The following is a 21,988-nucleotide window of genomic DNA, read 5'->3' as shown; positions in this document are numbered from 1 at the left end:
TTAGAAAATACAGTGAGGAAGTGATTCATGCCCTTAGCAGCTGTGATGACTGCACCGAACCAACCAGTTGAAGTGCAACAATTACCATACCCGATTCTGGAAAAGGGTGGAATCATTATTGAAACCTTATATTCTGAGGTTTGTGGAACTGATGTACATTTACTGCGTGGGCATTTAGAGGGAGTACCCTATCCAATTATTCCCGGTCACTTCTGTGTTGGTCGTGTGGTAGAAACAGGAGGGCAGGTTAGTGATGTCAATGGTAAATTAATTCAACCTGGAGCGATCGCCACTTTTTTAGATGTTCACGAAACCTGTTACAACTGCTGGTATTGTCTAGTAGCTAAAGCATCCACTCGCTGTCCCCAACGCAAAGTTTATGGTGTCACCTACTCCGCAAATGATGGCTTACTGGGCGGTTGGTCTGAACTAATTTACCTCAAACCAGGGGTTAAAGTTTTAACTTTACCCGAAGAAGTCACACCAAGACAATTTATTGCTGGGGGATGTGCTTTGCCAACTGCACTACACGCTATCGATCGAGCGCAGATTCAAATTGGTGATGTTGTTGTGGTGCAAGGTTGTGGCCCTGTGGGTTTGAGTGTGGCAATTCTAGCTTTGCTATCAGGTGCGGGCAAAGTAATTGTCATCGATAAATTTGAGAGCCGATTAGTAACTGCAAAATCCTTTGGAGTCGATGAAACTCTTGTAATTAAAGCTAACGATCCACGACAACATATTGAGCGGGTTTTGGAACTAACGCATGGACATGGTGCTGATGTGACTATTGAAGCTACAGGCATTCCCATTGCTGTCAAAGAGGGCTTGAATATGACGAGAAATGGAGGCCGCTATGTTATTGTCGGGCATTACACAAATACCGGTGAGATTCTCATCAATCCCCACTTAGAGATTAATCTCAAACATATTGATATTCGCGGAACTTGGGGAATTGATTTCAGCCATTTTTACAGAATGATTGAATTACTAAAACGTCATAGTGATTCCAGCAAAAATATTGCTTGGGAAAGCCTAATTAGTCGTTCATACACACTACAAGAAATTAATCAAGCGCTGGTAGATGTAGAAAAAGGCTCTGTATTAAAGGCTGTGATTGTTCCAAATCTATCTTGATAACAATAATAGATTAAACGACTTGTGTAATAGGGAGAAAATATGCTCGGAGATTTAGAAATTGCCTTTATCGGTGGTGGGACGATGGGTGAAATGATAATGACTAGATTGTTATCAACGAAGATTGTTTCAAAACCCGATCTAATTATTGTCAGCGATCCGCTTTCTGCGCGATGCCTTCATTTAGAAAAGGAATATGGAATCCGTACTACAACCAGCAATATAGAAGCGGTAAAAGGTGCATCCATTGTGATATTGGCGGTGAAGCCGCAGGTTTTAGGATCTGTTATGGCTATGCTGAAGGATAAAATTTCACCTGAAGCTTTAGTAATTAGTATTGTGGGTGGAGTAAGTATTGCATCTCTGTGCCAAGGGTTGAATCATCCTGCTGTTGTCCGTACAATGCCGAATATTGCAGTACAAGTTGGTCATGGGACTACAGTGTGGAGCGCATCATCAAGTGTAACAGAGATACAGCGATCGCACACCCAAGTTATTTTACAAGCATTAGGCAAGGAATTTGTTACCCAAAATGAACATTACCTTGATATGTCAACGGCGCTGAGTAGCGCGGGGACTGGATTTGTGTTTCTGTACATCGAAGCGATGATTGATGCTGGGGTTCAGATGGGTTTAACTCGCACACAAGCTCAAGAACTAACCTTGCATACAATTGCTGGCAGTGTAGAACTTATGTTTCAGACTGATGAACATCCAGCCGTCTTACGAAACAAAGTAACTAGTCCTGGGGGAGTCACTGCTGCTGGTCTTTACGAATTAGAAAAAGGTGGTATGCGAACTGTCATCTCTAATGCAGTGCTTGCTGCTTTAAGCCGCACTCAAAAAATAGGTGATATCAGTTAAAAAAGTCTGCTCAACTGCAAAGATAGTTCTGAGTTATAAAGTAGTTTTCTTTTGTATGAAGTAGAAAGCTACTAGTTTTGAGGCAGGGAGTAGGAATTAGAAACTCTTTATATCTGATTTTTAATCTGGCATTTTTTACCTCATTTACTTACAAATTGCTGTATGTAAGTACTGATCATAAGTTTCTTATTCGATACTTATTACTGATCATTAAGCACTAAATATTTCTAAATTTAATAAAAAAGTTAGGTTAATTTAAAAATATGCAAACCACAGTTGTTTAACAACTAATAAAAGGTTGCTTTTACTCTATAAATGTTTCTATTATTCCCTATTCTGACAACAGTTTAATTTACAAGAAATTATGAGCGAGAAAATTCCCATGCTAAAAACAATCAAGTGGCAAAAATTAAATGACTGTGAAATGAATAATCAAAATTTCGAAGCATTGCTGAGAAATGAGATTCCATCAATTCGTATCCCTAAATTTGCTTCAGATGAAGAATGTAACAAATTAGCTCTGGCAATTGAAAAAGTTGGCTTTGATTTTTATAGAAATGTGGAACCACCAATAGGAAGAATTGGAATTACCCAATTTGAATATAGAAACCGGGATAAATTGGGATATTTTGATGCGGTTAAAAAAGCCAATACAACTTATAATCAGGTAACTTCTTTATCTTTTGACCCGCTAAAACGCTTGGCAACAACTCTGCGCCAGAATGTCTCAAGTAAAGTCCAAATTGCTTATGAGGATGAAGCTTATGGGGATTATTTTGCCGGATTGATCCGTCAGATTAATATCGCCTTGTTACACATAGACTTTGCTGAATTAGATGCTCCAAATTGGGGAATAGGAAATGTTACCTCACAGCTAGTATGGAATCTCTATGTCAAAGCGCCTAGCCAAGGAGGTATCTGCAAAGTCTACAATCGACAATGGCAGCCCGATGATGAAAAATATAAAACTCCTGGTTCCTATGGCTACGATTCTTCTTTAGTAACTAACTCAGAAGTAAAACATAATATTCCACTTACAGGAGATTTAGTCATCTTCAACAGCCGTAATTTTCATGAAGTCTTACCAGGCATTGGAGAACGTATAACAATTAGCTCTTTTATTGGAAAAATGCCGGGAGGTGATTTAGTTTTTTGGTCGTAAAGGCAATTTATAAACCTGTAAAAGGGTGTAAAGGTAGCTATTGCTACTTTTAAGAATGGATGCCTTTTAATGGTAATACCCAGGACGTATTTTGATTGTTCTATATTGTTTGATGTAGCGCAGGTAAGAAAGCTTGCGCTCGAAATACCCAAATGATAAAATAAGTCGAGTTATATAATATTACTTGCTATTTATATAGTAATATATATTAGAGTTTGAATTTTTTGCTTTATATATTAGTTAAACTTGAATTTTTATTAATACACATAGTATACTATGGCTGAAAATTATCAAGATAGACTCGTATTCCAAGTAAGTAATGAAGAAGTAACTTTACTTGAAGCTGAAACAGATAAAATTATTTTTGAATTTTCTGGTAAGCAGTATTTAAAATACATTGGATGGAAACAAAAGGTGGAAAAGCGTATAGCTATACAGGAATTGGAAACAGGCAAAAGATTTTTTGACGGAGAAAAACTTAGTCAAAATAAATTATAGTAAAATTAGAAAACAATTAGAAACTGGACAAGTAGAAGTATACTATGGAGCGATAGAAGAAGGATATGTTTTTACCTTCTATCCTACTTCTGTAGTTAATATTGTTAAAATCAAAAATACTTTAACAGGAGACGAAATTGACCTCACAGACTATGATAGCTGGTAACGTGTAACAACAGTAATACATTAATATAATCGTGATTTTTAATACAATAATATTCATGATTCGGATTATACTCAGGCGTTTGGCATAAAATCTGGACTGTCATCACTTTGTTAAATAATCGTTCTCAAAGTCAAAAGTCAACTAGAGAGATTTATCTATGTCTACAGTACTTGCTTATCTTGAAGACACGTATAAATTCACTGATAATGCTCACATTGAGTATGTTGCCAATGATGAACGGGGTTCTTATTGTGTACTCGATAGCACTGTGTTTTATCCGCAGGGTGGTGGCCAGCCCTCAGATATAGGCACTATTGAAGCAAAAGGAGTTCAGCTTCCAATCGGTTTCGTAAGCTTTGTAGATGGAGATGTTCGTCATTATGGAGATTTTTCATCTGTATCTTTAGAAAAAGGCGAAGAGGTAAATTTATATGTTGATGAAGCCCATCGTATGCAAAATGCTAAGGCTCATACAGCTGGACATCTTATGTACACCATAATCGAATCCCTAGATAAAAATCTAATCGCAGTTAAAGGGTATCATTTTCCAGATGGTTCCTATGTAGAGTTTCAAGGAAGCCCTTCGTTTGAAAATACGGAGATATTTATTGCTGAAGTTAATACAAAAATTAGTGAAGCTTTAAATGAAGCTACCAGTGTAGAAGTTTCACTGATTACACCAGAAAAATTAGCACTACGTTGGTCTAACATACCCAATAATTTACCTCCAGGAAAACCTTTGAGAGTAGTGACAATTGACAATTTTCACCCAACTCCATGTGGAGGGACTCATTTAAAATCACTTAATGAATTAAAAAGTGTAATAGTTACTAAAGTAAAACGTCAAAAAGGAAATCTCAAGATCAGTTATAAATTTGAGTAGATTTAAACGTATCTCCTTAATAATTCGAGGTAGGCAATAATTCTGGTTGCCATGACCAACCTAAGGAATGAAAAGAAACTTGGAAGCTAGTAATAGTTTTTATTGAATTTACCTGATGTGCTTTTTCCGAAATCCTTTGTGAGTAAGCCTTTTGAGACTTAACGGCAAAAGTCAGAATCCTTTATGAGACTTAACGGGAAAAGTCAGGTTCTAAGATGTATGATAATTTCCCAAACGTCCATCTTCCATATAAATAATACGGTCAGCAATATCAAGAATGCGATTGTCGTGAGTAACCATCAAAACAGCACAACACTGTTCCCTAGCTAGGTGCTGCATAAGTTCTACTACATCTCGACCTGATTTACTATCTAAAGCAGCAGTGGGTTCATCAGCTAAAACCAGTTTGGGATGACTTACCAAAGCACGCGCAACTGCAACTCGCTGTTTTTGCCCACCAGATAAGTCGTCAGGATAGTAATTTATTCTATTTCCCAAGCCAACAGCTTCCAGCATAGTTTTGGATTTAGCTTGAGCTTGTTGATTGTCAAATTCTTTGTGCAACTCCAGCGACATCTGAACATTCTGGCAAGCAGTCAAAAATTGCAGCAAATTGTGAGCCTGAAAGATATAGCCAATATTGCGACGGATTTGTATTAATTGATTATGACTACCTTTATATAGTTCATTTCCTAAAACCTTGAGGCTTCCCTCTTGGACAGACCGCAAGGCTCCTATTAAGGTGAGAAAGGTTGTTTTACCTGAGCCTGATTGTCCCATCAAAATAACTACTTCACCAGGATAAATTGCTAAGTTTATATCAAATAACATTTGTTTACGCAATTGACCTTGACCAAAGTAATGATTGAGATTCCGAATAGCAATAATAGGATTTTCTAACATTTAAAAACTATAAATATATTTGATTTACTTAAAAAATATCTGCTGGGTCTGCGGTTCGCAACTTACGTACAGCAATTGCACCAGAAATAGAACACATTAAAATTGTCATAATAAAAACTAATATAGAACGGCTAGCACTCATAAACATTGGTAAAGAAGTAGCAGCCTTAGTTAATTCATATAAACCCAAAGAAATTTCCAACCCAGGAATGTAGCCCAAAATCGCTAAAATTAGAGCTTCTTGAAAAACAATATTTAATAAATAATTATCGGTAAATCCCATAGCCTTAAGGGTGGCATACTCGGCTAAGTGTTCGTTCACATCTGTAAAAAGAATTTGATAGACAATCACTATGCCAACAATAAATCCCATGCTTGTACCAAGTGCAAACATAAAGCCAATAGCTGTACTGGTGCGCCAATAATCTTCCTCAAAATTAATAAATCCTTGATAAGTAAGCAATCTTACATCTTTAGGAAGTTTTGCGGCTAGATTATCAATAACTTTTTGTTTATCAACGCCTGATTTAAGGTTGATTAAACCAATATTAATTTCTCCCCGACGGCGATTTTTAAATAAACGCAAAAAATTTTGATCGCTAGTAACTACAGTCTCATCAGCAGCAAATGAGGGACCGAGAGTAAACAAACCAACTGTTTTAATTCTATAGTTACTGATTTCTGTCACTACCTGTTTTTTACGCTCAAATTCAGCAGCAATTGAACCATACTCTGAGCGAGAAGAACGATCAAAAAGAACAGTATCAGGAAGTTTTAGCTTATTTAAATTTTGATTTACCTCTGGTATGGTAAAAATAGGTTTTTCTGGTTCAAAACCGACTACAAATATCGCTCGGTAATTGCCCTTAATAGGATTTTTCCATCCAGTTGAATGGGAAACAAGCAGACTATCGATTGGTAGATATTAACGGATTAAAAGTTGATGGAATCAAGCAACCTTTTTTTGTCAAGGCTATCTTTTCGCTACAACAAGAATTACCTGACTTAGTCGCTTATGTGATTGCTAAACCGGAAGTAAATTTAGATTTAAAAAATAAAAGTTTCCGGTTTGTGGGTGCGAAACCAGCCAAAAAATCACCGCAAAGAAAGAAGATTGGGCAATTAGGAACTACCGGTAACGATCTCAGTCTTGCTGCTGCAACAGATCCTTCGGGCAACGTTTTTATAACAGGATATACCACTGGGCCTTTGTTTGGAACTAATCAAAGTTCTACAGATGCCTGGGTAGCCAAATATGATAGTACAAAAAGATGAAACTTATAATTCCTGGTTAGCAAAGTTCGACACCCAAGGTAATAATAAGTGGATTCAACAGTTTGGTAGCAAAAATAATCTTGACTATCCTTCGGGTGTGACTGCTGATAACCGTGGTAAGGTTTATGTGACGGGATTTACTGATGGGTTACTGGGTGATGTGACTGGATTGGATAGTTCGGCTGTAGATGCTTGGGTGTCTCAATTTGATGCAAAGAAAGGAAGGCTGCTGAAGTTTATTGGTGATGATACTAATAATAGAATCAGCATTGCCGAACCTAATGCAATCTCCACCCTTGATGTTAGTAATGATATTGTTACTGATGAGAGATTACCAATAGGCGATAACATCATTAAGACTACTAAGGGAACCAATACAAACGTTAGTGTCGCAAGTTATGGCAAAATCGCTTCTAGCCTTGGCAAGATTTTCAACCCTAATATCAAAAACTCTTTTCCTAGAGTTTTAGCTAAGGAAATTGATAATGGTAATATAGCAATACCAAAAACATAGAAGTCTGAAAAGATAATGACGGAATTTTATCGGATTAGGATTGATTTTTGAAAAAACTCCGTACATCTGGAGAAAGATGAAATCAAAGGTAGTGTTTCGGATAAACCATTCAAACATCCATTTTAAGTAAGCAATGCTCCAGACAAAATTAGCCAGCAATAACGCCGTAAGGTTGTAGGTTTTGGTAATTAGGATGGGATTTAATTACAGCCGACGAGAGTCCTAACGTTGAAATAAAGGTGTCGAGCAGATGGTCATTGAGTGCCCATCGCTCGACACTCGCCATTGAAAAGACAAGGGATTTTTGACCCGACTGAACCCCTTTATGGCGTGGCTCCATTGAAGCGCTAAAACCATAGGGAGGCGCGGTAATTCTCCCAACTTTGAACTGAGGCGCATCATCGCATACCAGAGTTCGCACAGGATGTCCGTGATTTCAGCAGAAACAATTCTATTGCCCTGAATACCTTCAAACACCTATTTTATCGTAGACTAAGATTGCGATCGCCTATTCAATCTGAATCCCTCAAACCCATTCACAATAAACATTTACGTTTTGCGGATAAGTCTAATGTTTCCAGCATCGACACTTAATTCTTCAACAATGTCTTCTTGCACCAGCAAGTCAAAGTTCTGGCAATGTACCAATCGTTGTTGACTGCTATGGGAAACTTGTACACCCGTAAAATACTCAATATGACCAGGGGTGAGAATTTGTTGTACCGCCTGCTGTTGTTGTTGAACGTGTAGCTTGCCGCCGATTTGTACAGACTGGAGCAATCATTCTACCGCGTGGCTGATGCGTCATCGCCTGGGACTCAGAGTGGTGTTGATGGATCTGCTGGCTGGCGTTGAGATTAAAGGGGGACGAAGCAATGATTCAGGTTTTGGCATTCTCCAAACGCAACGTATCTCACGTTAAAGGTATCTTCAATCTGAACATTCCCCTTGAGTGGCAATTTTTTTGTAACGAACTTATGCAAAGCTGTAAAAGAAAAATGCTTTGTTAAACATTATCTATGAATATCCATAAAGTCTCTACTACTCCGTTCAGTGACCAAAAACCAGGTACTTCTGGGCTGCGGAAAGCAGTTAGAGTTTTTCAGCAGCCCCACTACCTGGAAAATTTTATTCAATCCATCTTCGATTCTGTGGGGGACTTGCGCGGACAAACCTTAGTCTTGGGTGGTGATGGTCGTTATTACAACCGCCAAGCTATTCAAATCATTTTGAAAATGGCTGCGGCCAATGGCATTGGGCGGATTAAAGTTGGTCAACGGGGTATTTCGTCTACTCCTGCGACTTCCGCGATTATTCGCAAGTACCAGGCTATTGGTGGCATCATCTTGTCTGCTAGCCATAATCCGGGCGGGCCAAATGGTGACTTTGGTGTGAAATATAACATTAGCAACGGTGGCCCAGCGCCGGAAAAGGTGACAGAGGCTATCTACGATCGCAGTAAAGTCATCGATAGCTACCAAATTCTGGAAGCACCAGATGTAGATTTAGAAACCTTGGGTGAGTCACATTTAGGAGAGACGGTAGTTGAGGTGATTGACTCCGTACATGATTATCAAGAGTTAATGGAGTCCCTGTTTGATTTTGAACGGATTCACCAACTGTTAACAAGAGGAAATTTTCGGTTCAGCATTGATGCCTTACATGCCGTGGCTGGCCCCTATGCCCATGCCATTTTCGAGCAACGTTTGGGTGCACCAGTGGGAACTGTGCAAAATGGTACACCCCTAGAAGACTTTGGGGGCGGGCACCCTGACCCCAATCTGGTTTATGCTCATGAGTTGGTGGATATTTTATACGCAGAGAATGCACCAGACTTTGGGGCAGCTTTTGATGGAGATGGCGATCGCAATATGATCTTAGGGCGTAAGTTCTTTGTCACTCCTAGCGATAGCCTCGCAGTTTTAGCCGCAAACGCCAAGCTAATCCCTGGCTATAGTGAGGGTTTAGCCGGGGTAGCGCGATCAATGCCTACTAGCCAAGCAGTAGATCGAGTTGCTGCTCAGATCGGGATTGAATCCTATGAAACACCCACTGGCTGGAAGTTTTTCGGCAATCTCTTAGATGCGGGTAAAGCTACTCTCTGCGGTGAAGAAAGTTTTGGTACCAGCTCTAACCATATCCGCGAAAAAGATGGGCTATGGGCTGTGCTGTTTTGGCTAAATATCCTAGCAGTCCGGCAACAATCTGTTGAGCAGATTGTCCGGGAACACTGGCAGACTTATGGACGCAATTATTACTCCCGCCATGACTATGAAGAGATACAGACAGGACCTGCCAACACTTTGATAGAAAGGCTGCGTTCTTTATTGCCAACTCTCAAAGGCAAGCAATTCGGTAACTATCAAGTTGAATACAGTGATGACTTTAGTTATACCGATCCTGTTGATGGTAGCATTAGCGAGCAACAAGGTGTTCGCATTGGCTTTACCGATGGTTCTCGAATTGTGGTGCGACTTTCTGGTACGGGAACTCAAGGTGCAACCCTAAGGGTTTATCTAGAAAGCTATGAGCCAGATCCCGCCAAACATGACCTTGATCCACAGGTTGCACTTGCTTCTTTAATCACTATTGTCCAGGAGATAGCCCAGATCCGCGAACTGACAGGACGAGAACAGCCAACTGTGATCACCTAGTACTTTGCTTGCGCTAGTTTTGAGGTTTGTAGTCAGCACAAAGCGTGCTTAGAAAATAACGATGCTTTGTGCTTACTACGAACTTGCTTACCATTGCTATTATTTGGTGAAGCCCAGATATTAGATGAAAATGAACGTATCAATAGTAAAATTGAATTGGCGCAAAAGTTCTAATAGACTCTTTCAGATTTCGGCAATTTCTTTAGCCAGAGTAATATCTGTGACAGTCTGAAAAACGTCAATTAAATTAAATAAACTTCGTAGTAATATTTATCAACTGCAATTCTCAAGACTTTGTTCATTGCCAGAAACTAAAGAAAATCTAGCGGTGAATATCAGTAAGTTTATTGTTGCAAGCATATCAAAAACTCAAAATTTACCCTATATTCTGATTCTCCAACGCTAGTTACAACGAGCTTTGTGGTGATTCTCACCACATTTTTTTTGTTCATCCTCTTGACATAGTTGATGATGACACGTTATAAACTTTGAAGATAAATAAAGTCAGTCTGCCTAATCCACTATAATTACCTGAAACATTTTGTGAGTAAGGGTAAACCGGAGCGGAGGAACCAAGTTTGGGGCGTATCTTGAAGAAAGTTAGGAGTTAATGGTTGAGGAGTTAGAAGTGACTAAAGTATATAACTCAGAACTCATAATTTTCTAAAGAAGGACATCTCTCAGTCCTAGCCCGTCAGCTAACTTCGTCGGCATTGAGAGGAGACTGAACGAGCAGCATTCTTACAAGTAATGCCTTGTTCTCGTCAGTGTCCTTTGGCTGGTAACTTTGCGGTTCGTTGTGCCTGCCTCGGCCTTGAGAGAGGATAACAATATCTTGATTTCTGGCGTCTGAGGCAGGATTATTTGCCTTGAGGTGAAAATCAGCTATGTTGTTCCAGAATAAGAAACATCGCATTGCCCTAATTTCTGTTGATGGAGACCCAGCGGTTGAAATTGGTCAAGAAGAGGCTGGAGGTCAAAATGTCTATGTGCGTCAAGTAGGTTATGCCCTAGCCCAGCAAGGTTGGCAAGTGGATATGTTCACTCGTCGTAGTAGTCCTGAACAAGCTGCGATCGCTCAACATAGTCCAAATTGTCGTACTATTCGGTTAAAAGCTGGCCCCGCTAAATTTATCGGGCGAGATAACTTATTTCACCATCTACCTGAATTCATCAGAGAATTCCAGCAATTCCAGGAGCAACAAGGCTTCCATTACTCCCTAATTCATACCAACTACTGGTTATCATCTTGGGTTGGCATGGAATTGAAAAAGCAGCAACCGCTGATTCAGGTACATACTTACCACTCTTTAGGAGCGGTTAAATACAGAAGTATTGGTGATATTCCCGTAATTGCAGCCCAGCGATTAGCTGTAGAAAAAGCCTGTTTAGAAACTGTAGACTGTGTAGTTGCAACTAGTCCGCAAGAACAAAAACACATGCGGATACTCGTTTCCAGCAAGGGGAATATTGAAATGATTCCCTGTGGCACCGATACTGATAAATTTGGAAATATTCAACGGTCTGCGGCGCGGGAAAAGTTGGGAATTGCACCAGATGCCAAGATAGTTCTCTACGTTGGTCGCTTTGACCGACGCAAAGGAATTGAAACTTTAGTACGAGCCATTGCCAAATCTAGTTTAAGGGGTGAGGCTAACCTCCAACTAGTGATTGGGGGTGGTAGCCGTCCAGGTCAGAGTGATGGAATTGAACGCGATCGCATTGCCAGCATCGTTACTGAACTTGGATTAGAAGATTGTACAACCTTTGCTGGTCGCCTAGATGAAACTGTCCTTCCCTTCTACTACGCCGCCGCTGATGTCTGCGTAGTACCCAGTCACTATGAACCTTTTGGTTTAGTTGCCATTGAGGCAATGGCTAGTCAGACTCCAGTCGTAGCTAGTGATGTTGGTGGGTTGCAGTTTACTGTTGTACCAGAAGTCACAGGGTTACTTGCCCCTCCCAAAGATGAAGTAGCTTTTGCTGCTGCCATAGACCGGATTCTCATCAACCCAGCTTGGCGAGACCAGTTAGGTGAAGCGGCTCGACAACGAACAGAAATTGCCTTTAGTTGGTATAGTGTGGCATTCCGACTAACTCAGCTATACACTCGTTTGCTGGCTCAAACAGCACCCAATACCCGACCCCGGATTGCAGCTTAACTTCTACAGTTTTAAGCGTGCAGCTAAATAATCATCAGAGTCAAACACAAACTACTCAACCTGCTTAATTAGAGGGTCAGAATTATGCTGAATATTGGAGATTATGCTTTGCATCAAAGAACAGGGCAGATTGGTCAAGTTTTCGGTTATGGACATCAGGTAATGGATGGAGTTTACATAACCACTCTCAAAGTCAGAGTAAGCAAGCATAAAGCAACTAGTCGTCAAAGCAGATTTATCGAGGATGCTTACTCTACTTGGACGCAGACAGAGGAAGCATAAATTACTTGATTGCTCATTAACCCCAAACAGCCAAAGCAATACGATTCAGTTAAGGCTAAAACTCTTTATCGAAGTTCAAACAACAACTCTAAAAAGAGTTGTTGTTTGAACTTTGGGGTTTTCAGCTAGTGGTCTGTCCCATTAATTTTGCGGGGTAAAAGGTAATTAAGCCCTTTCCCTTCCCCTATTTCACTTTGGCGCGGAAGCGAACAAAGCCATAGGAATTTGCTGGTGTACCGGAACCAGTGGCTGCGGGTAGATTGGGTAAAATTGGGCTGCGTGTAATATCTACAGTTACAGCCCCATTAGTGTTAATACCACATTGCGATGGTGTGGCTGCATCATTGGCTGGATAAAAACGCCCGCGATCGCTGGCATCTTGTATATTGCTAAGATAAACCGTGGGTGTATTAGAACCAACAGCCAAGGCAATACCTTGATCTGCTCCTGCTAACCCACCATCACCAGGAGTTTGACCATTAAAGGCAGTAGCAAGAAAAGTAGTATTGCTAGGAACTAAGTCACAGAATTTGACATTAGTAGCATTACTCGGCCCCTTAGAGAGGAAATAGATAGTGTATTCCACCTCATCCCCTGGCTTCACAGTGCCAGCATTAATCAATCCTCGCAAGTAGCCAGCAGGCCATTTGTCATCACTATCATCAGAGGCATAAGGTTCTGGTACATAGTTTGCAGCATTACTAGGAACATCGCTACGACCATCCACAATATCGGTCAAATCTTGATTATTAATGCGGGTGATGCGTTTAATTAATAAAAGCTTTGCATTAGCAGTCATAGCACCGTTATTGTTTTCACCTACGCTGGTAATACGACTACCGATAGTATCAGTATCTCTAGTTGGCAAGTAGTTTGGACACCGTGCGCTGGCATTCTTACTGGTACTAGCTTCCCAGCAAGCACTACTATTACTATCTTGACCATTTGGGGTCAAGCTGATAGATTGTCCATTGCTGCTTCCAGCTAAAGAGGACTGATAGGTATTGTCCCAGAGATTCAAAGAACTTGGGGGAGGCGCATTTACCCCACTACCAGCACCATAGGCAACATAGTCGATAATTTTATTTTGGTTATCGTACAACCAGATATCATCACCAGAGTTATTCAGCTTAGGAGTCTGTCCTAACCAAGTTTGAAAAGCTGCTGCTGTTGCTTGCTGGTTGGGTTTATTATTCCCAATCCAAATCACAGCATATTGCCCTGGTTGTAAAGTTGTACCATTGGGAAATGTATAACTAAACCCGCCAGCACCATCACTACTACCAACAATGAGGTTGCCATCTGTGAGCTTCACACCACTCAAATCTACAGCAGATGCAGAAGCATTGTAGAGTTCAATAAACTCATCATTCGTGTCAGCAGCAATAGTATTACCTGTTTCATTATATAGAACTTCGTTAATGATAACTTTGCCTGCTAATGGTGAAACCTGATAATTCAGAGCATTTAATGCTGTGAACAACGTCGGGTCATCATCGTCAGTTTTACTAGGATCATTTCCTAAGTTCACCTTATCATCAGTTGTTTGTAAGAAATTATTGCCTGGGGTGGGAGAGTTAGTAGTACCACCAGCAGAGTCTGCATCTGTGAATACCTTACCAACTGTTCCTGTAGGGTTATCTGGAGTATTGAACTCAGCACTTGCTTGGTTACTAATAGAATTGCCACCATTAGCATCGTTAATTGTGGCAGTAATTTTAATGATGATGGTATCGCCTACACGCAAAGTACCAGAGTTAGTAACAGCACCAGAACCGTTGTAACTAGGATTGAGAGTGATGTTATTTCCCGCAGTAACAGTTGAAATTACCTTACTTACAAAGGTTAGCTGTGAAGGCAAGGAATCGTAAATAACAAAATTGATTGCGTCGCTGTTACCTGGATTAAGGTTGGAATAAGTGATAGTGTATTCGACACTATCGCCCACAGTGACTGTACCGCTACCATCATTGTCAGTCAGGAAGCGAACAGATTTAGTTCCTTTCACATTTGCCTGCTTGTTTGCGGTAATAACTAAGGGAGCAAGTACTGCTTGACTAGGGAAGTACGTCCAGGTGTCTATTCCCTTAAAGTCACCGTAGATGCTACTAAACTCATGCTCTCCTGTTGCACTATTTATCCCTCTGGAGGCATTACGGGGGTTAGTAGCTCCCGTACCACCTAAATTAATCGATGTTCCATTGGCGGTAGTATAATTATTGTCATTGTAATAAACCGTCGTAGAGCTAATCTGCTGTCCATTTTGATCCGTAAGATTAGGAAATGTAGCAGGCGGGTTCTCCATCGTAATTTTGAACCCCAGAGGATTATTCTCAGCGTCCAACATAGGAAAGTGATATTCACCCGCTCTGGTCGTGATTTGGGCATTGTAGGATGCATTATTCGCTAGGGGTTGTAGATTAATCCCATTGGCATCTTTGCCATCCCAAACTACCACATTAGACCCAGAAGATAGTATGTTCTGTAGCACGCGATCGCTACTGGGGTCATAAATGCCATCATTATTAGTGTCAATGATGATTTGATAGCTACCACTAGAAGCAGAATTAAAGCTAAAATAGCCCCCAACCCCGACATAAGTTTGGTTCCCACTCCCTCCATTTGCTCCAGTGAATTGAAAATTAGTCGGTGCTGCTGGAATAATTGGTGATAAAGGAATACCTAAACCTGAGAGCGTTATAGTGTCGGGTCGGTTGAAAAAAACTAGGTGGGTAATGTCCGTTGCAGTATCGGCAGCACTCGGATCCTGGACTCGCACATTGCCAGCAAAGTTGAGGTTGTTATCAGTAGCACCGCCAGCAGAACGGTAAAGAGTACTGTTATTGGTTTTGTCAAGATATCCCCGATTATTAGCAAAAAAGATGAAGCCAAACGGATCGACTCCATTCATATCGGTTTCATACCGATAACCATCTTTAGTTTGAATATAAAGCTTAGAGTTAAGTGCTAAATCAGCAGGAGCGCCATTCTGCCCAGCATTTCCTCCCATATTCATAGCGATATAGTTGGTAAATACCCGCCCTTTTTTGGCAACACCGTTACTATCCCGAACTGTAATATCCCAAGCAGCTACTCCGCCATTTTGGCTGCTATCTGTAGGGAATGCCGCAGTAGTAGTTCTAGGCGGAGGATTGTTAGTGGTGCTAGGGGCATGAAATTCAACTGTGTAAATACCAGTTTCTGTAGCAGTGAAGCTACAAGGACTGTACCCACCTGCACTGGGTAAGGGGCCAGCTAATTCCTTGGTAAGCGTATCAATCAAGCCAAAGCCAGAGGCCAAAACATCACAAGACCCATTTTGACCTCCGAGGGGACTACGGTAAACGATATCTTTATTACTATTAGCACTGGTAGGAACACTAGAACCAAGATTAACAATTTCTCCTGCTTGGACATAAACTTGGAGTGTTGTTTGTCTGGTAATACCCGCAGTGGTTGTACTTGCCCATTCTAAGTAGGGTCGATACCCACCATCGGCGACTAACTCTTTGCTGCCCTCAGCCCAGCTAGGTTGTATCCCTTGTCCTAAGGCACACAGAACAAAGGCGAAGCTACCTAGTAGTTTTCCTTTTACAAAAGTCCTTCTTTGCGCCTTTGCGCCTTTGCGTGAGCTTTTCATACTGTCATTCAGCAACGCCAAAATATTTATGTGAGAAGTCTATTTTAATTAGGGCATTCAGAGGTTTCATTAGCTTTTGCAAAGCGATCGCCCGCTTTGAGTTTGCCCAAAGTGAGGTAATATCTACCATCTGGATTGATATTCACTGTGGCGATTGTTGTCAAATACGTAAACAAAGATTTCATGGTTTAATTCCTGACTCGTAGGCTCGACGTTGCATTCTTGAGTCTATTGACCAAGGTTATTGATTCCTTTTGCTGCGGTGGTGGAATTTTTTGCTGTCCAAAGCCGTCAAATAATTCGTTGAGCTTGACCGTAAAGCCCAAATATGCCCCACCTGCGGAACGTGTCCCGGAAAAATCTCGGTCATCGACTTTACCAAAAACGTATCCAGCAGAAAGACGCAGATTAGGAGTGAGGTAATAACCTGTTTCCACAACAAAGCCTGTCTCACTGTAGTTTGATTGACCAATCCAGCGAGCCTCACCAACTAAATCCCAGCTATATCCCAAACGATAAGTAGCTCGCAATTGTCCCAGATTAACCATACTTGTACCAACTAAATCGTTAGCTAAATAAGAAGTACTGTTACGCAAAGCATATTTACCGTAGAATTCCCATTGCCAGTTAGGGGCATAGATAGCTTCTAAGGCAAAGGTATGGTCTTGAGAACCTGTACCACTGCCTAACAAAATGGTTTCAGGAATAATTGCCGGATTTTGGCGATATTCATAACGCAACAAAGCATTAAATTTATCGCTATTGGGGTCGCGGTAGGCTAAACCCAGCTTTAGATTAGCGGTATCTCCCAATCCTGAAAGCTTTTGATTAGAAGAGTTTGCTTGTTGATAACGTACCAGAGCCGTAAGAGCCGGAGAAATTTTACCTGTTATCCCTGCGGTAATTACTGTATTGCTACCACCAGAAGAAGAGCGATGTTCGTACCGAGCACTGGCTTGGAACTGAGGATTATCAGAGTATTCCAGCCCAACACTGTAACTATCGCCACCATCAAATCCGATCGCAGATGCTGCTTGACCAAAGGCGTAGGGTTGGGCATATTGTTGACCCGCCGCAGTTCGTCCAAAGAAGTTGCCAAATACGTGTTCGTAAGCTAAATTCAGCCGCAATCCCGAAGCAATAGTCCAACGGTTATTTAGACCAATTGCACCTTGGGTAGTAAGTTCATTTGCACCACCCAAAATTGAGTAACGACCAGTCAAGGTGGTATCACTACCGAGTTTGTGTTCACCATTGACACTTAAGCTGGTGATAGAATTACCCGAAAATTGACCGCCAGTGTAAAACTGTTGAGCCAGACTGACGCTGACACCAGGAATTACTGCCCAGTTCAACCCTAAAATAGTACGGTCTGGATAAACAGTATCTTTTTGGGAAGATAAACTGAGTTCATTTTGCGCCTGAAAAGTCAGGTTTTTGGCGATGGGAACTGTAAAGCGCGATCGCAGTTGATTAGAATTACTACTCAGGGCGTTAGTAGAGATCCGGTCTTCTCGACGACGATGAATCCAATCCAGATCCAGAATAGCTTTACCCAGGCGTTGTTGAATTCCAGCAGAAATCGTCGTCAGTGAATTATCAACTTTGCTCCCAGGTATCGACTCATAACGGGGTGCAAACAGTTCTTCAAAGGTATCTAGGGGTTGGGGAGCAATCCCAAAATTGTCTTCGTGGTCGTACTGCGCTCTGACGTTGGTATTTGAGGTAACTTTAGCTGTAACCTGTGCTCCATAACGGGTTTGTCCTGGAACAAAGCTGATAGTGGCATTATTGGTAAAACCCGTATCAGCAAAGCGATAATAAGCCCGGCCTTGAATACCGTTGGCAATTTGCCCCTCAACTTCCAAGCGGTAGGCGTCACCCCTGACTTTTCCCACAACATCAGAATCATTACTGGAATGGGCATATTCTGCAATTAACTTCCCCTTGTCACCCAAAGCTATCAGCGCATCTGCACCGTAGAGTTGAAAGTCACGCACCCCCTGACTTTCTTGGACATAAGTTGCTCCTATCCAGCTTTCCTGGTTAAGTTTGCGGGAAAGGTTATATTGCAAACGACCAGCAAAGATGTTGCCGTCAGAGTCTTCACTGTCATATTGATAGCTAACAATAATCCGGCGTACTAACACTTGTCCGGTTTGATCGATATCGGTGCGAAGAATCGGTTCGCGGAATATTAATGTACCGCGATCGTAGTCGATTTCATAGTCTGGGCCTCGGTTAAGCTGCTTGCGTTTTAATACAGTCCCAGGACGATTGAGTTCTTCTAACTCAATAAAGACATTTTCACTACCTGGTTGTAGTAGTCTGCGAGAGAGAAAGTAATAACCACTAGTACCATCAGGGGCAATGGTATCCCGTTGAAACCCTTCTAAGTGGTTGCCATAGAAACCTGTAATTTGTAGGTTTCCTAAGTTGTAGTTAGCTTTAAAACCGTGGAGTTGACGGGTGATAGAAGTAAATTGCTGCGATCGCCGCGCAAATTCTTCTGTGTTATAGTCACCCCACATCGCATAATCAGGATCGGAGCCAGGGATACGACTTGAACGCTCAAAACGCAGAAATACACTGTCAATGGAAGGAGCGACTACATCAACTTTTGAGCTATCGCCGTAGACAGGATAATTTTGCTCACTAAATTGGTAAGTTCTAAACAGGCGATTATCGCAGTTGCAATCTTCATTGAGGTTACGAGAACTGTTGTATGCGCCTGTAAACAACCATTCCCCGATCGCACCAGTGGCAAATATCGCTGAATGGAAATCTAATTGCGTTCTATTGTCTTTGTCAGGAGGAAGGAAATCACGGAAACTGCCGTAATAATTTGTACCTCTAGCGCCCAAACGTAAATCTATTACTCCTGTTAGCAAACTCGGACGTAGTGCTGTTTCAAATTGCAGTTGAGTAAAAGCTTCTAAGTCATTAGCGATCGCACGAATTGTGACAGTTTCGGCTTTCAGCTGCGATCGTAACGTCGCTGTAAATTGCCCCGCTTTCGCCTCCACTTGAAATCCGGGTTCATCAGGTTTGAAGTCTTTCCCGACCAACTCGCCAGCAGTAGGTATCAAAGTGACAACAGCATCACGGTTAGAACGATTGCCATTTGCATCGATCAGTTGACCCCGGATTGTCGCTGTGGAACGTCCATCTGCTGGGATACGGGACTCAACTGTTTCTAAAGTTAGTTGCTGCGGCGCTCCCCGGACTGCGACTTGTACCGTTATAGGGGGTTCTGTTCCGCCAACAACTTGTGCAGAGATGGTGTTTGCACCTTCTTTTAACGAGACACCATACCATGTCTGCGTTACCAAGTTGGTGGTGGCATCAGTTTCCGTCCGCCCCACTAAGGAAGGGTCTACCAACGCACCATTTACCCGCAATTCAATTTGACTACCAGCGGGAAACTGCACAATTACCGTGGTAGCTTGTACATCTACAACACTGTCAGCCGTTGGAGTCAGGATTTTGATTCCTGTAGAAATAGGGAGAGTGGGGGACACGGGAAGATTTTCATTCACCTCTTGTCCCCGCGTCCCTGCATCCTCTACTCCTGCTATTTTGCGTAAGCCTCTGGGCAAACCTACAGAAGTTGCTGGTTGAAATGGTTGTATTTCCGTTGGAGAAGCTTGAAACTGTGTCTCACTATCTTTGCGTCCGTCGTTCTTGTCCTTTATTCCTGTTATTTTGCGTAAGCCTCTGGGCAAATCAACAGAAGTTGTTGGTTGAAATGGTTGTATTTCCGTTTCACTTGGTTGAACATCTGAAATTGAAGTATTAGAGGGAAGTTCGAGGGGTGAAAGTTGCTTGTCAGAACTTCCCAAAAGATGGGGAGAATTTGAATTCGTACTTTTTTCAAGCACTTTGTTCTGATCTGCTTGAACTTCGACCTGATTTTTCACATCATCTGCAACAACCAAAGCCAAACCTAACTCCTCATCTCCCTTTCCTACAAGGGAAGGAGAAGAATTCAAAGCCTCTCGCCTAGAAGGGGAGAGGTTTGGAGAGAGGTTTTCCACACCCTTATCTGTTTGCAAAGGAGAATCAGGGAAAAGTAGGTTTTCACCAGTGAGTTCTGCTTTGACCATTACAGGGTACAAAACAAGGCTGAGAGCTACCGGCATCGCCCCCATCAATCTCAGGTTCAATATAGTTGTACAGTGCAGTCTGGGTTTCATTTCTTGACTGGCTCCTGAAATGTGGGGGTGACAGCGAAGTTCATACGTACCAAGCCACCAGGCTCTAAATGCACTAAGCGAGATTGGCTATTGCGTTCGCGGAATTTTTCGTTATGAGCTAGGGTGTAACCGGGTACACTGCTGAGGTCTAGTACACCTGTGTGGTATCCAGGTAAGGCATTAGCTAAGGAGAACAAACCATTTGGATCTGTAGTGATGCGGTTACCATCCTCCAGAAAAATCACTGCATTTGGTACTCCAGGCTCACCACGCTGTTGTTCACCGTCAAAGTTTTTATCAACAAACACCCGACCGATAATCGTGCCACAGTCAGAAACGATTCCTGGACGAATTTTCAACTGGTGGGTTGCTGGGCCATCCTTGGTGCTAAAACGGTTATCAGCTCGTTGGGCATTAACGATCGCACTGTTACGACCATTACCACGCAGCGCATCGGCTGTTAGTTGAGCCGCGTAGGCAATATTCAGGATTTTCTCTGTGGGAATCGTTACGTCTGTGCGGAATGTCACCGTGTTACCGTTGCGTTCTGAAGTGATAGTGACTGGTTGACCGTCCAACTCTCCTCGCACAGATTTCGGCAAGAACTGAAATCCTAAAGGTAGGTTGTCGGTGACAAATATATTATTCAAACCACCATCAGCAAGATTTTTGATCGACAGGCGGTAGATTACCGTATCTCCAGGTTCAGCAGCAGCGCGATCGCCTGTTTTGATAATCTGCAACTGATTGGCTTGACACAAATTTGTGGTGAATTCAAAAGCTAATAAATCCAGTCCCACAACTTCTGCATTAGGAACCAAAACAATTGTTTGCTCTACCCTGGTTTCGCCTGTGAGACTGATTGGTTGACCATCTAAAGAAGTAGCAACATATCGCACGACATCATTACCTTGTGTGCCACTGCTGGCAAGGATTTCAATCTTGACCCGCCGCTGTTTGTAGATAGAATTTGGTGGTGGATTAACTACAAAAATATAGGTTCTACCTGGATCAGTTTGACCCTTATTTGGATCGAGTAGGAAATTGTAGACACCCGCAGGGTTATTCGTAACGAAGTAGGGGTTACTATTCTCGGTATTTGGTGATTTACCACCAGGAATGTTGTTATTAGGAATATCTGGTAACTCTGTTCGAGTCAAAGCAACCAAGCTGCCCAATTCTGTCCCCGTTGGGTCGCTAGAGTTAGGTTCGTATACCCCAACTGAAAAACCTGTATAGTCAGGTAAAATTGTGCCAGCGCAACCTAAGATCCGCCCTAATGGATCGAGTAATGGGTTAGGAGTAACATTGATCTGACTAGAACTTCCTTGATATTTATAATTACTGGTAGAATCTGTATAAGTATAAGTAGCTTGATTTATTAACGGCAAAGACGCAACCGGATTGTTAGTCTGTTGCGCGATCGCTGATATGGGTATAGTACTATGCAAAAAACTTCCCAGAAGAAGAGTAGCTGTTAACCGTCGCCACCAGCTACTGCTAGAAATAATTTGCTTTTGGTTTTGAGGACGGTTCACTGAATATATCTCCTCTGGGATATAACTTTTTTGTTAAAAAACACTTCTTATCTGTGGAAGATTTTGGAATTTCATACTTCAATTCAGCAACGTCAACCTATCCTCGAGAAAACCCTG

18 protein-coding genes, 1 pseudogene and 1 riboswitch are annotated in these 21,988 nt (G+C 41.7%); of the genes and pseudogenes, 11 read left to right on the top strand and 8 right to left on the bottom strand.

All coding sequences use genetic code 11. The annotated features are described in order from the left end of the window. Positions 1-27 precede the first annotated feature (27 nt). The 5 genes from RM347_RS22535 (at position 28) to RM347_RS22515 (ending at position 4,707) form a co-directional block, all read left to right on the top strand. Entirely contained in the window at positions 28-1,134 is a 1,107-nt protein-coding gene (locus RM347_RS22535) for a zinc-binding dehydrogenase (RefSeq protein ID WP_322718371.1), read from the top strand. A gap of 42 nt (positions 1,135-1,176) precedes the next feature. Beyond that, positions 1,177-1,998, top strand: a complete 822-nt coding sequence (gene proC, locus RM347_RS22530; RefSeq protein ID WP_322718372.1) for a pyrroline-5-carboxylate reductase — start codon at positions 1,177-1,179, stop codon at positions 1,996-1,998. 364 nt (positions 1,999-2,362) lie between these two features. Further along, the gene (locus RM347_RS22525) at positions 2,363-3,160 is read left to right on the top strand and encodes a hypothetical protein (protein ID WP_322718373.1); all 798 of its coding nucleotides are present in this window, start codon (positions 2,363-2,365) and stop codon (positions 3,158-3,160) included. A gap of 276 nt (positions 3,161-3,436) precedes the next feature. Continuing rightward, positions 3,437-3,658, top strand: coding sequence for a hypothetical protein (locus RM347_RS22520; RefSeq protein WP_322718374.1), 222 nt, complete (start codon positions 3,437-3,439; stop codon positions 3,656-3,658). 323 nt (positions 3,659-3,981) lie between these two features. After that, positions 3,982-4,707 carry an alanine--tRNA ligase-related protein gene (locus RM347_RS22515; protein ID WP_322718375.1) on the top strand — a complete coding sequence of 242 codons (726 nt, stop codon included), beginning with the start codon at positions 3,982-3,984 and terminating at the stop codon, positions 4,705-4,707. Positions 4,708-4,917: 210 nt separating this feature from the next. Here RM347_RS22515 and RM347_RS22510 read toward each other — a convergent pair whose 3' ends face one another. Beyond that, positions 4,918-5,610, bottom strand: coding sequence for a DevA family ABC transporter ATP-binding protein (locus RM347_RS22510; protein ID WP_322718376.1), 693 nt, complete (start codon positions 5,608-5,610; stop codon positions 4,918-4,920). 28 nt (positions 5,611-5,638) lie between these two features. Further along, a complete protein-coding gene (gene devC, locus RM347_RS22505; protein WP_428850598.1) occupies positions 5,639-6,460 on the bottom strand; it encodes an ABC transporter permease DevC in 822 nt (273 codons plus the stop codon). A 38-nt stretch (positions 6,461-6,498) separates the two neighbouring features. Here devC and RM347_RS22500 point away from each other — a divergent pair, with 38 nt between their 5' ends. Then, positions 6,499-6,885, top strand: coding sequence for an SBBP repeat-containing protein (locus tag RM347_RS22500; protein ID WP_322718377.1), 387 nt, complete (start codon positions 6,499-6,501; stop codon positions 6,883-6,885). After that, positions 6,866-7,399: an SBBP repeat-containing protein gene (locus tag RM347_RS22495; RefSeq protein ID WP_322718378.1), complete on the top strand. Its 534-nt coding sequence runs from the start codon at positions 6,866-6,868 to the stop codon at positions 7,397-7,399. The genes RM347_RS22500 and RM347_RS22495 overlap by 20 nt, the downstream gene beginning before the upstream one ends. A gap of 148 nt (positions 7,400-7,547) precedes the next feature. Here the strand turns inward: RM347_RS22495 and RM347_RS22490 are convergent, their stop codons facing one another. Together RM347_RS22490 and RM347_RS22485 are read right to left on the bottom strand one after the other, a co-directional pair. After that, positions 7,548-7,820, bottom strand: coding sequence for a hypothetical protein (locus RM347_RS22490; protein WP_322718379.1), 273 nt, complete (start codon positions 7,818-7,820; stop codon positions 7,548-7,550). Positions 7,821-7,963: 143 nt separating this feature from the next. Next, positions 7,964-8,095, bottom strand: a pseudogene (locus RM347_RS22485) (ISKra4 family transposase); the annotation flags it as partial. Positions 8,096-8,198: 103 nt separating this feature from the next. On the opposite strand from RM347_RS22485, the gene RM347_RS22480 reads away from it, so the two are divergent. The 4 genes from RM347_RS22480 to RM347_RS22465 all read left to right on the top strand — a co-directional run bounded on the left by RM347_RS22480 (position 8,199) and on the right by RM347_RS22465 (position 12,497). Beyond that, positions 8,199-8,321 carry a hypothetical protein gene (locus RM347_RS22480; RefSeq protein WP_322718380.1) on the top strand — a complete coding sequence of 41 codons (123 nt, stop codon included), beginning with the start codon at positions 8,199-8,201 and terminating at the stop codon, positions 8,319-8,321. Between the two features lie 97 nt (positions 8,322-8,418). Then, positions 8,419-10,053 (top strand): alpha-D-glucose phosphate-specific phosphoglucomutase, encoded by a 1,635-nt coding sequence (locus RM347_RS22475; RefSeq protein WP_322718381.1) that lies wholly within the window; start codon positions 8,419-8,421, stop codon positions 10,051-10,053. A gap of 518 nt (positions 10,054-10,571) precedes the next feature. Further along, positions 10,572-10,781: riboswitch (cyclic di-AMP (ydaO/yuaA leader) on the top strand. Between the two features lie 162 nt (positions 10,782-10,943). Then, positions 10,944-12,215, top strand: coding sequence for a glycosyltransferase (locus RM347_RS22470; protein ID WP_322718447.1), 1,272 nt, complete (start codon positions 10,944-10,946; stop codon positions 12,213-12,215). A gap of 84 nt (positions 12,216-12,299) precedes the next feature. After that, positions 12,300-12,497 (top strand): hypothetical protein, encoded by a 198-nt coding sequence (locus RM347_RS22465; RefSeq protein WP_322718382.1) that lies wholly within the window; start codon positions 12,300-12,302, stop codon positions 12,495-12,497. Between the two features lie 184 nt (positions 12,498-12,681). Here RM347_RS22465 and RM347_RS22460 read toward each other — a convergent pair whose 3' ends face one another. The 4 genes from RM347_RS22460 to RM347_RS22445 are packed head-to-tail and all read right to left on the bottom strand — an operon-like array spanning position 12,682 to position 21,871. Then, complete coding sequence (locus tag RM347_RS22460; protein WP_322718383.1) at positions 12,682-16,137, bottom strand: lamin tail domain-containing protein; 3,456 nt, start codon at positions 16,135-16,137, stop codon at positions 12,682-12,684. Positions 16,138-16,181: 44 nt separating this feature from the next. Then, on the bottom strand, positions 16,182-16,322 hold the full coding sequence (locus RM347_RS22455; protein WP_322718384.1) for a hypothetical protein: 141 nt from the start codon (positions 16,320-16,322) through the stop codon (positions 16,182-16,184). A gap of 3 nt (positions 16,323-16,325) precedes the next feature. Beyond that, a complete protein-coding gene (locus RM347_RS22450; protein WP_322718385.1) occupies positions 16,326-20,333 on the bottom strand; it encodes a TonB-dependent receptor in 4,008 nt (1,335 codons plus the stop codon). After that, positions 20,330-21,871, bottom strand: a complete 1,542-nt coding sequence (locus RM347_RS22445) for a hypothetical protein (protein ID WP_322718386.1) — start codon at positions 21,869-21,871, stop codon at positions 20,330-20,332. The genes RM347_RS22450 and RM347_RS22445 overlap by 4 nt, the downstream gene beginning before the upstream one ends. Between the last annotated feature and the right edge of the window lie 117 nt (positions 21,872-21,988).

Source organism: Nostoc sp. ChiQUE02 (assembly GCF_034531305.2).
Lineage (GTDB): Bacteria > Cyanobacteriota > Cyanobacteriia > Cyanobacteriales > Nostocaceae > Nostoc.
This window is presented reverse-complemented; position numbering and strand designations above follow the sequence as displayed.

Coding starts and splice junctions, on each gene's coding strand:
- RM347_RS22535 (WP_322718371.1), top strand. CDS start 28: ATGCCCTTAGCAGCTGTGATGACTGCACCGAACCAACCAGTTGAAGTG.
- RM347_RS22515 (WP_322718375.1), top strand. CDS start 3,982: ATGTCTACAGTACTTGCTTATCTTGAAGACACGTATAAATTCACTGAT.
- RM347_RS22510 (WP_322718376.1), bottom strand. CDS start 5,610: ATGTTAGAAAATCCTATTATTGCTATTCGGAATCTCAATCATTACTTT.
- RM347_RS22480 (WP_322718380.1), top strand. CDS start 8,199: ATGCGTCATCGCCTGGGACTCAGAGTGGTGTTGATGGATCTGCTGGCT.
- RM347_RS22475 (WP_322718381.1), top strand. CDS start 8,419: ATGAATATCCATAAAGTCTCTACTACTCCGTTCAGTGACCAAAAACCA.
- proC (WP_322718372.1), top strand. CDS start 1,177: ATGCTCGGAGATTTAGAAATTGCCTTTATCGGTGGTGGGACGATGGGT.
- RM347_RS22450 (WP_322718385.1), bottom strand. CDS start 20,333: ATGAAACCCAGACTGCACTGTACAACTATATTGAACCTGAGATTGATG.
- RM347_RS22465 (WP_322718382.1), top strand. CDS start 12,300: ATGCTGAATATTGGAGATTATGCTTTGCATCAAAGAACAGGGCAGATT.
- RM347_RS22495 (WP_322718378.1), top strand. CDS start 6,866: ATGATAGTACAAAAAGATGAAACTTATAATTCCTGGTTAGCAAAGTTC.
- RM347_RS22525 (WP_322718373.1), top strand. CDS start 2,363: ATGAGCGAGAAAATTCCCATGCTAAAAACAATCAAGTGGCAAAAATTA.
- RM347_RS22460 (WP_322718383.1), bottom strand. CDS start 16,137: ATGAAAAGCTCACGCAAAGGCGCAAAGGCGCAAAGAAGGACTTTTGTA.
- RM347_RS22455 (WP_322718384.1), bottom strand. CDS start 16,322: ATGAAATCTTTGTTTACGTATTTGACAACAATCGCCACAGTGAATATC.
- RM347_RS22520 (WP_322718374.1), top strand. CDS start 3,437: ATGGCTGAAAATTATCAAGATAGACTCGTATTCCAAGTAAGTAATGAA.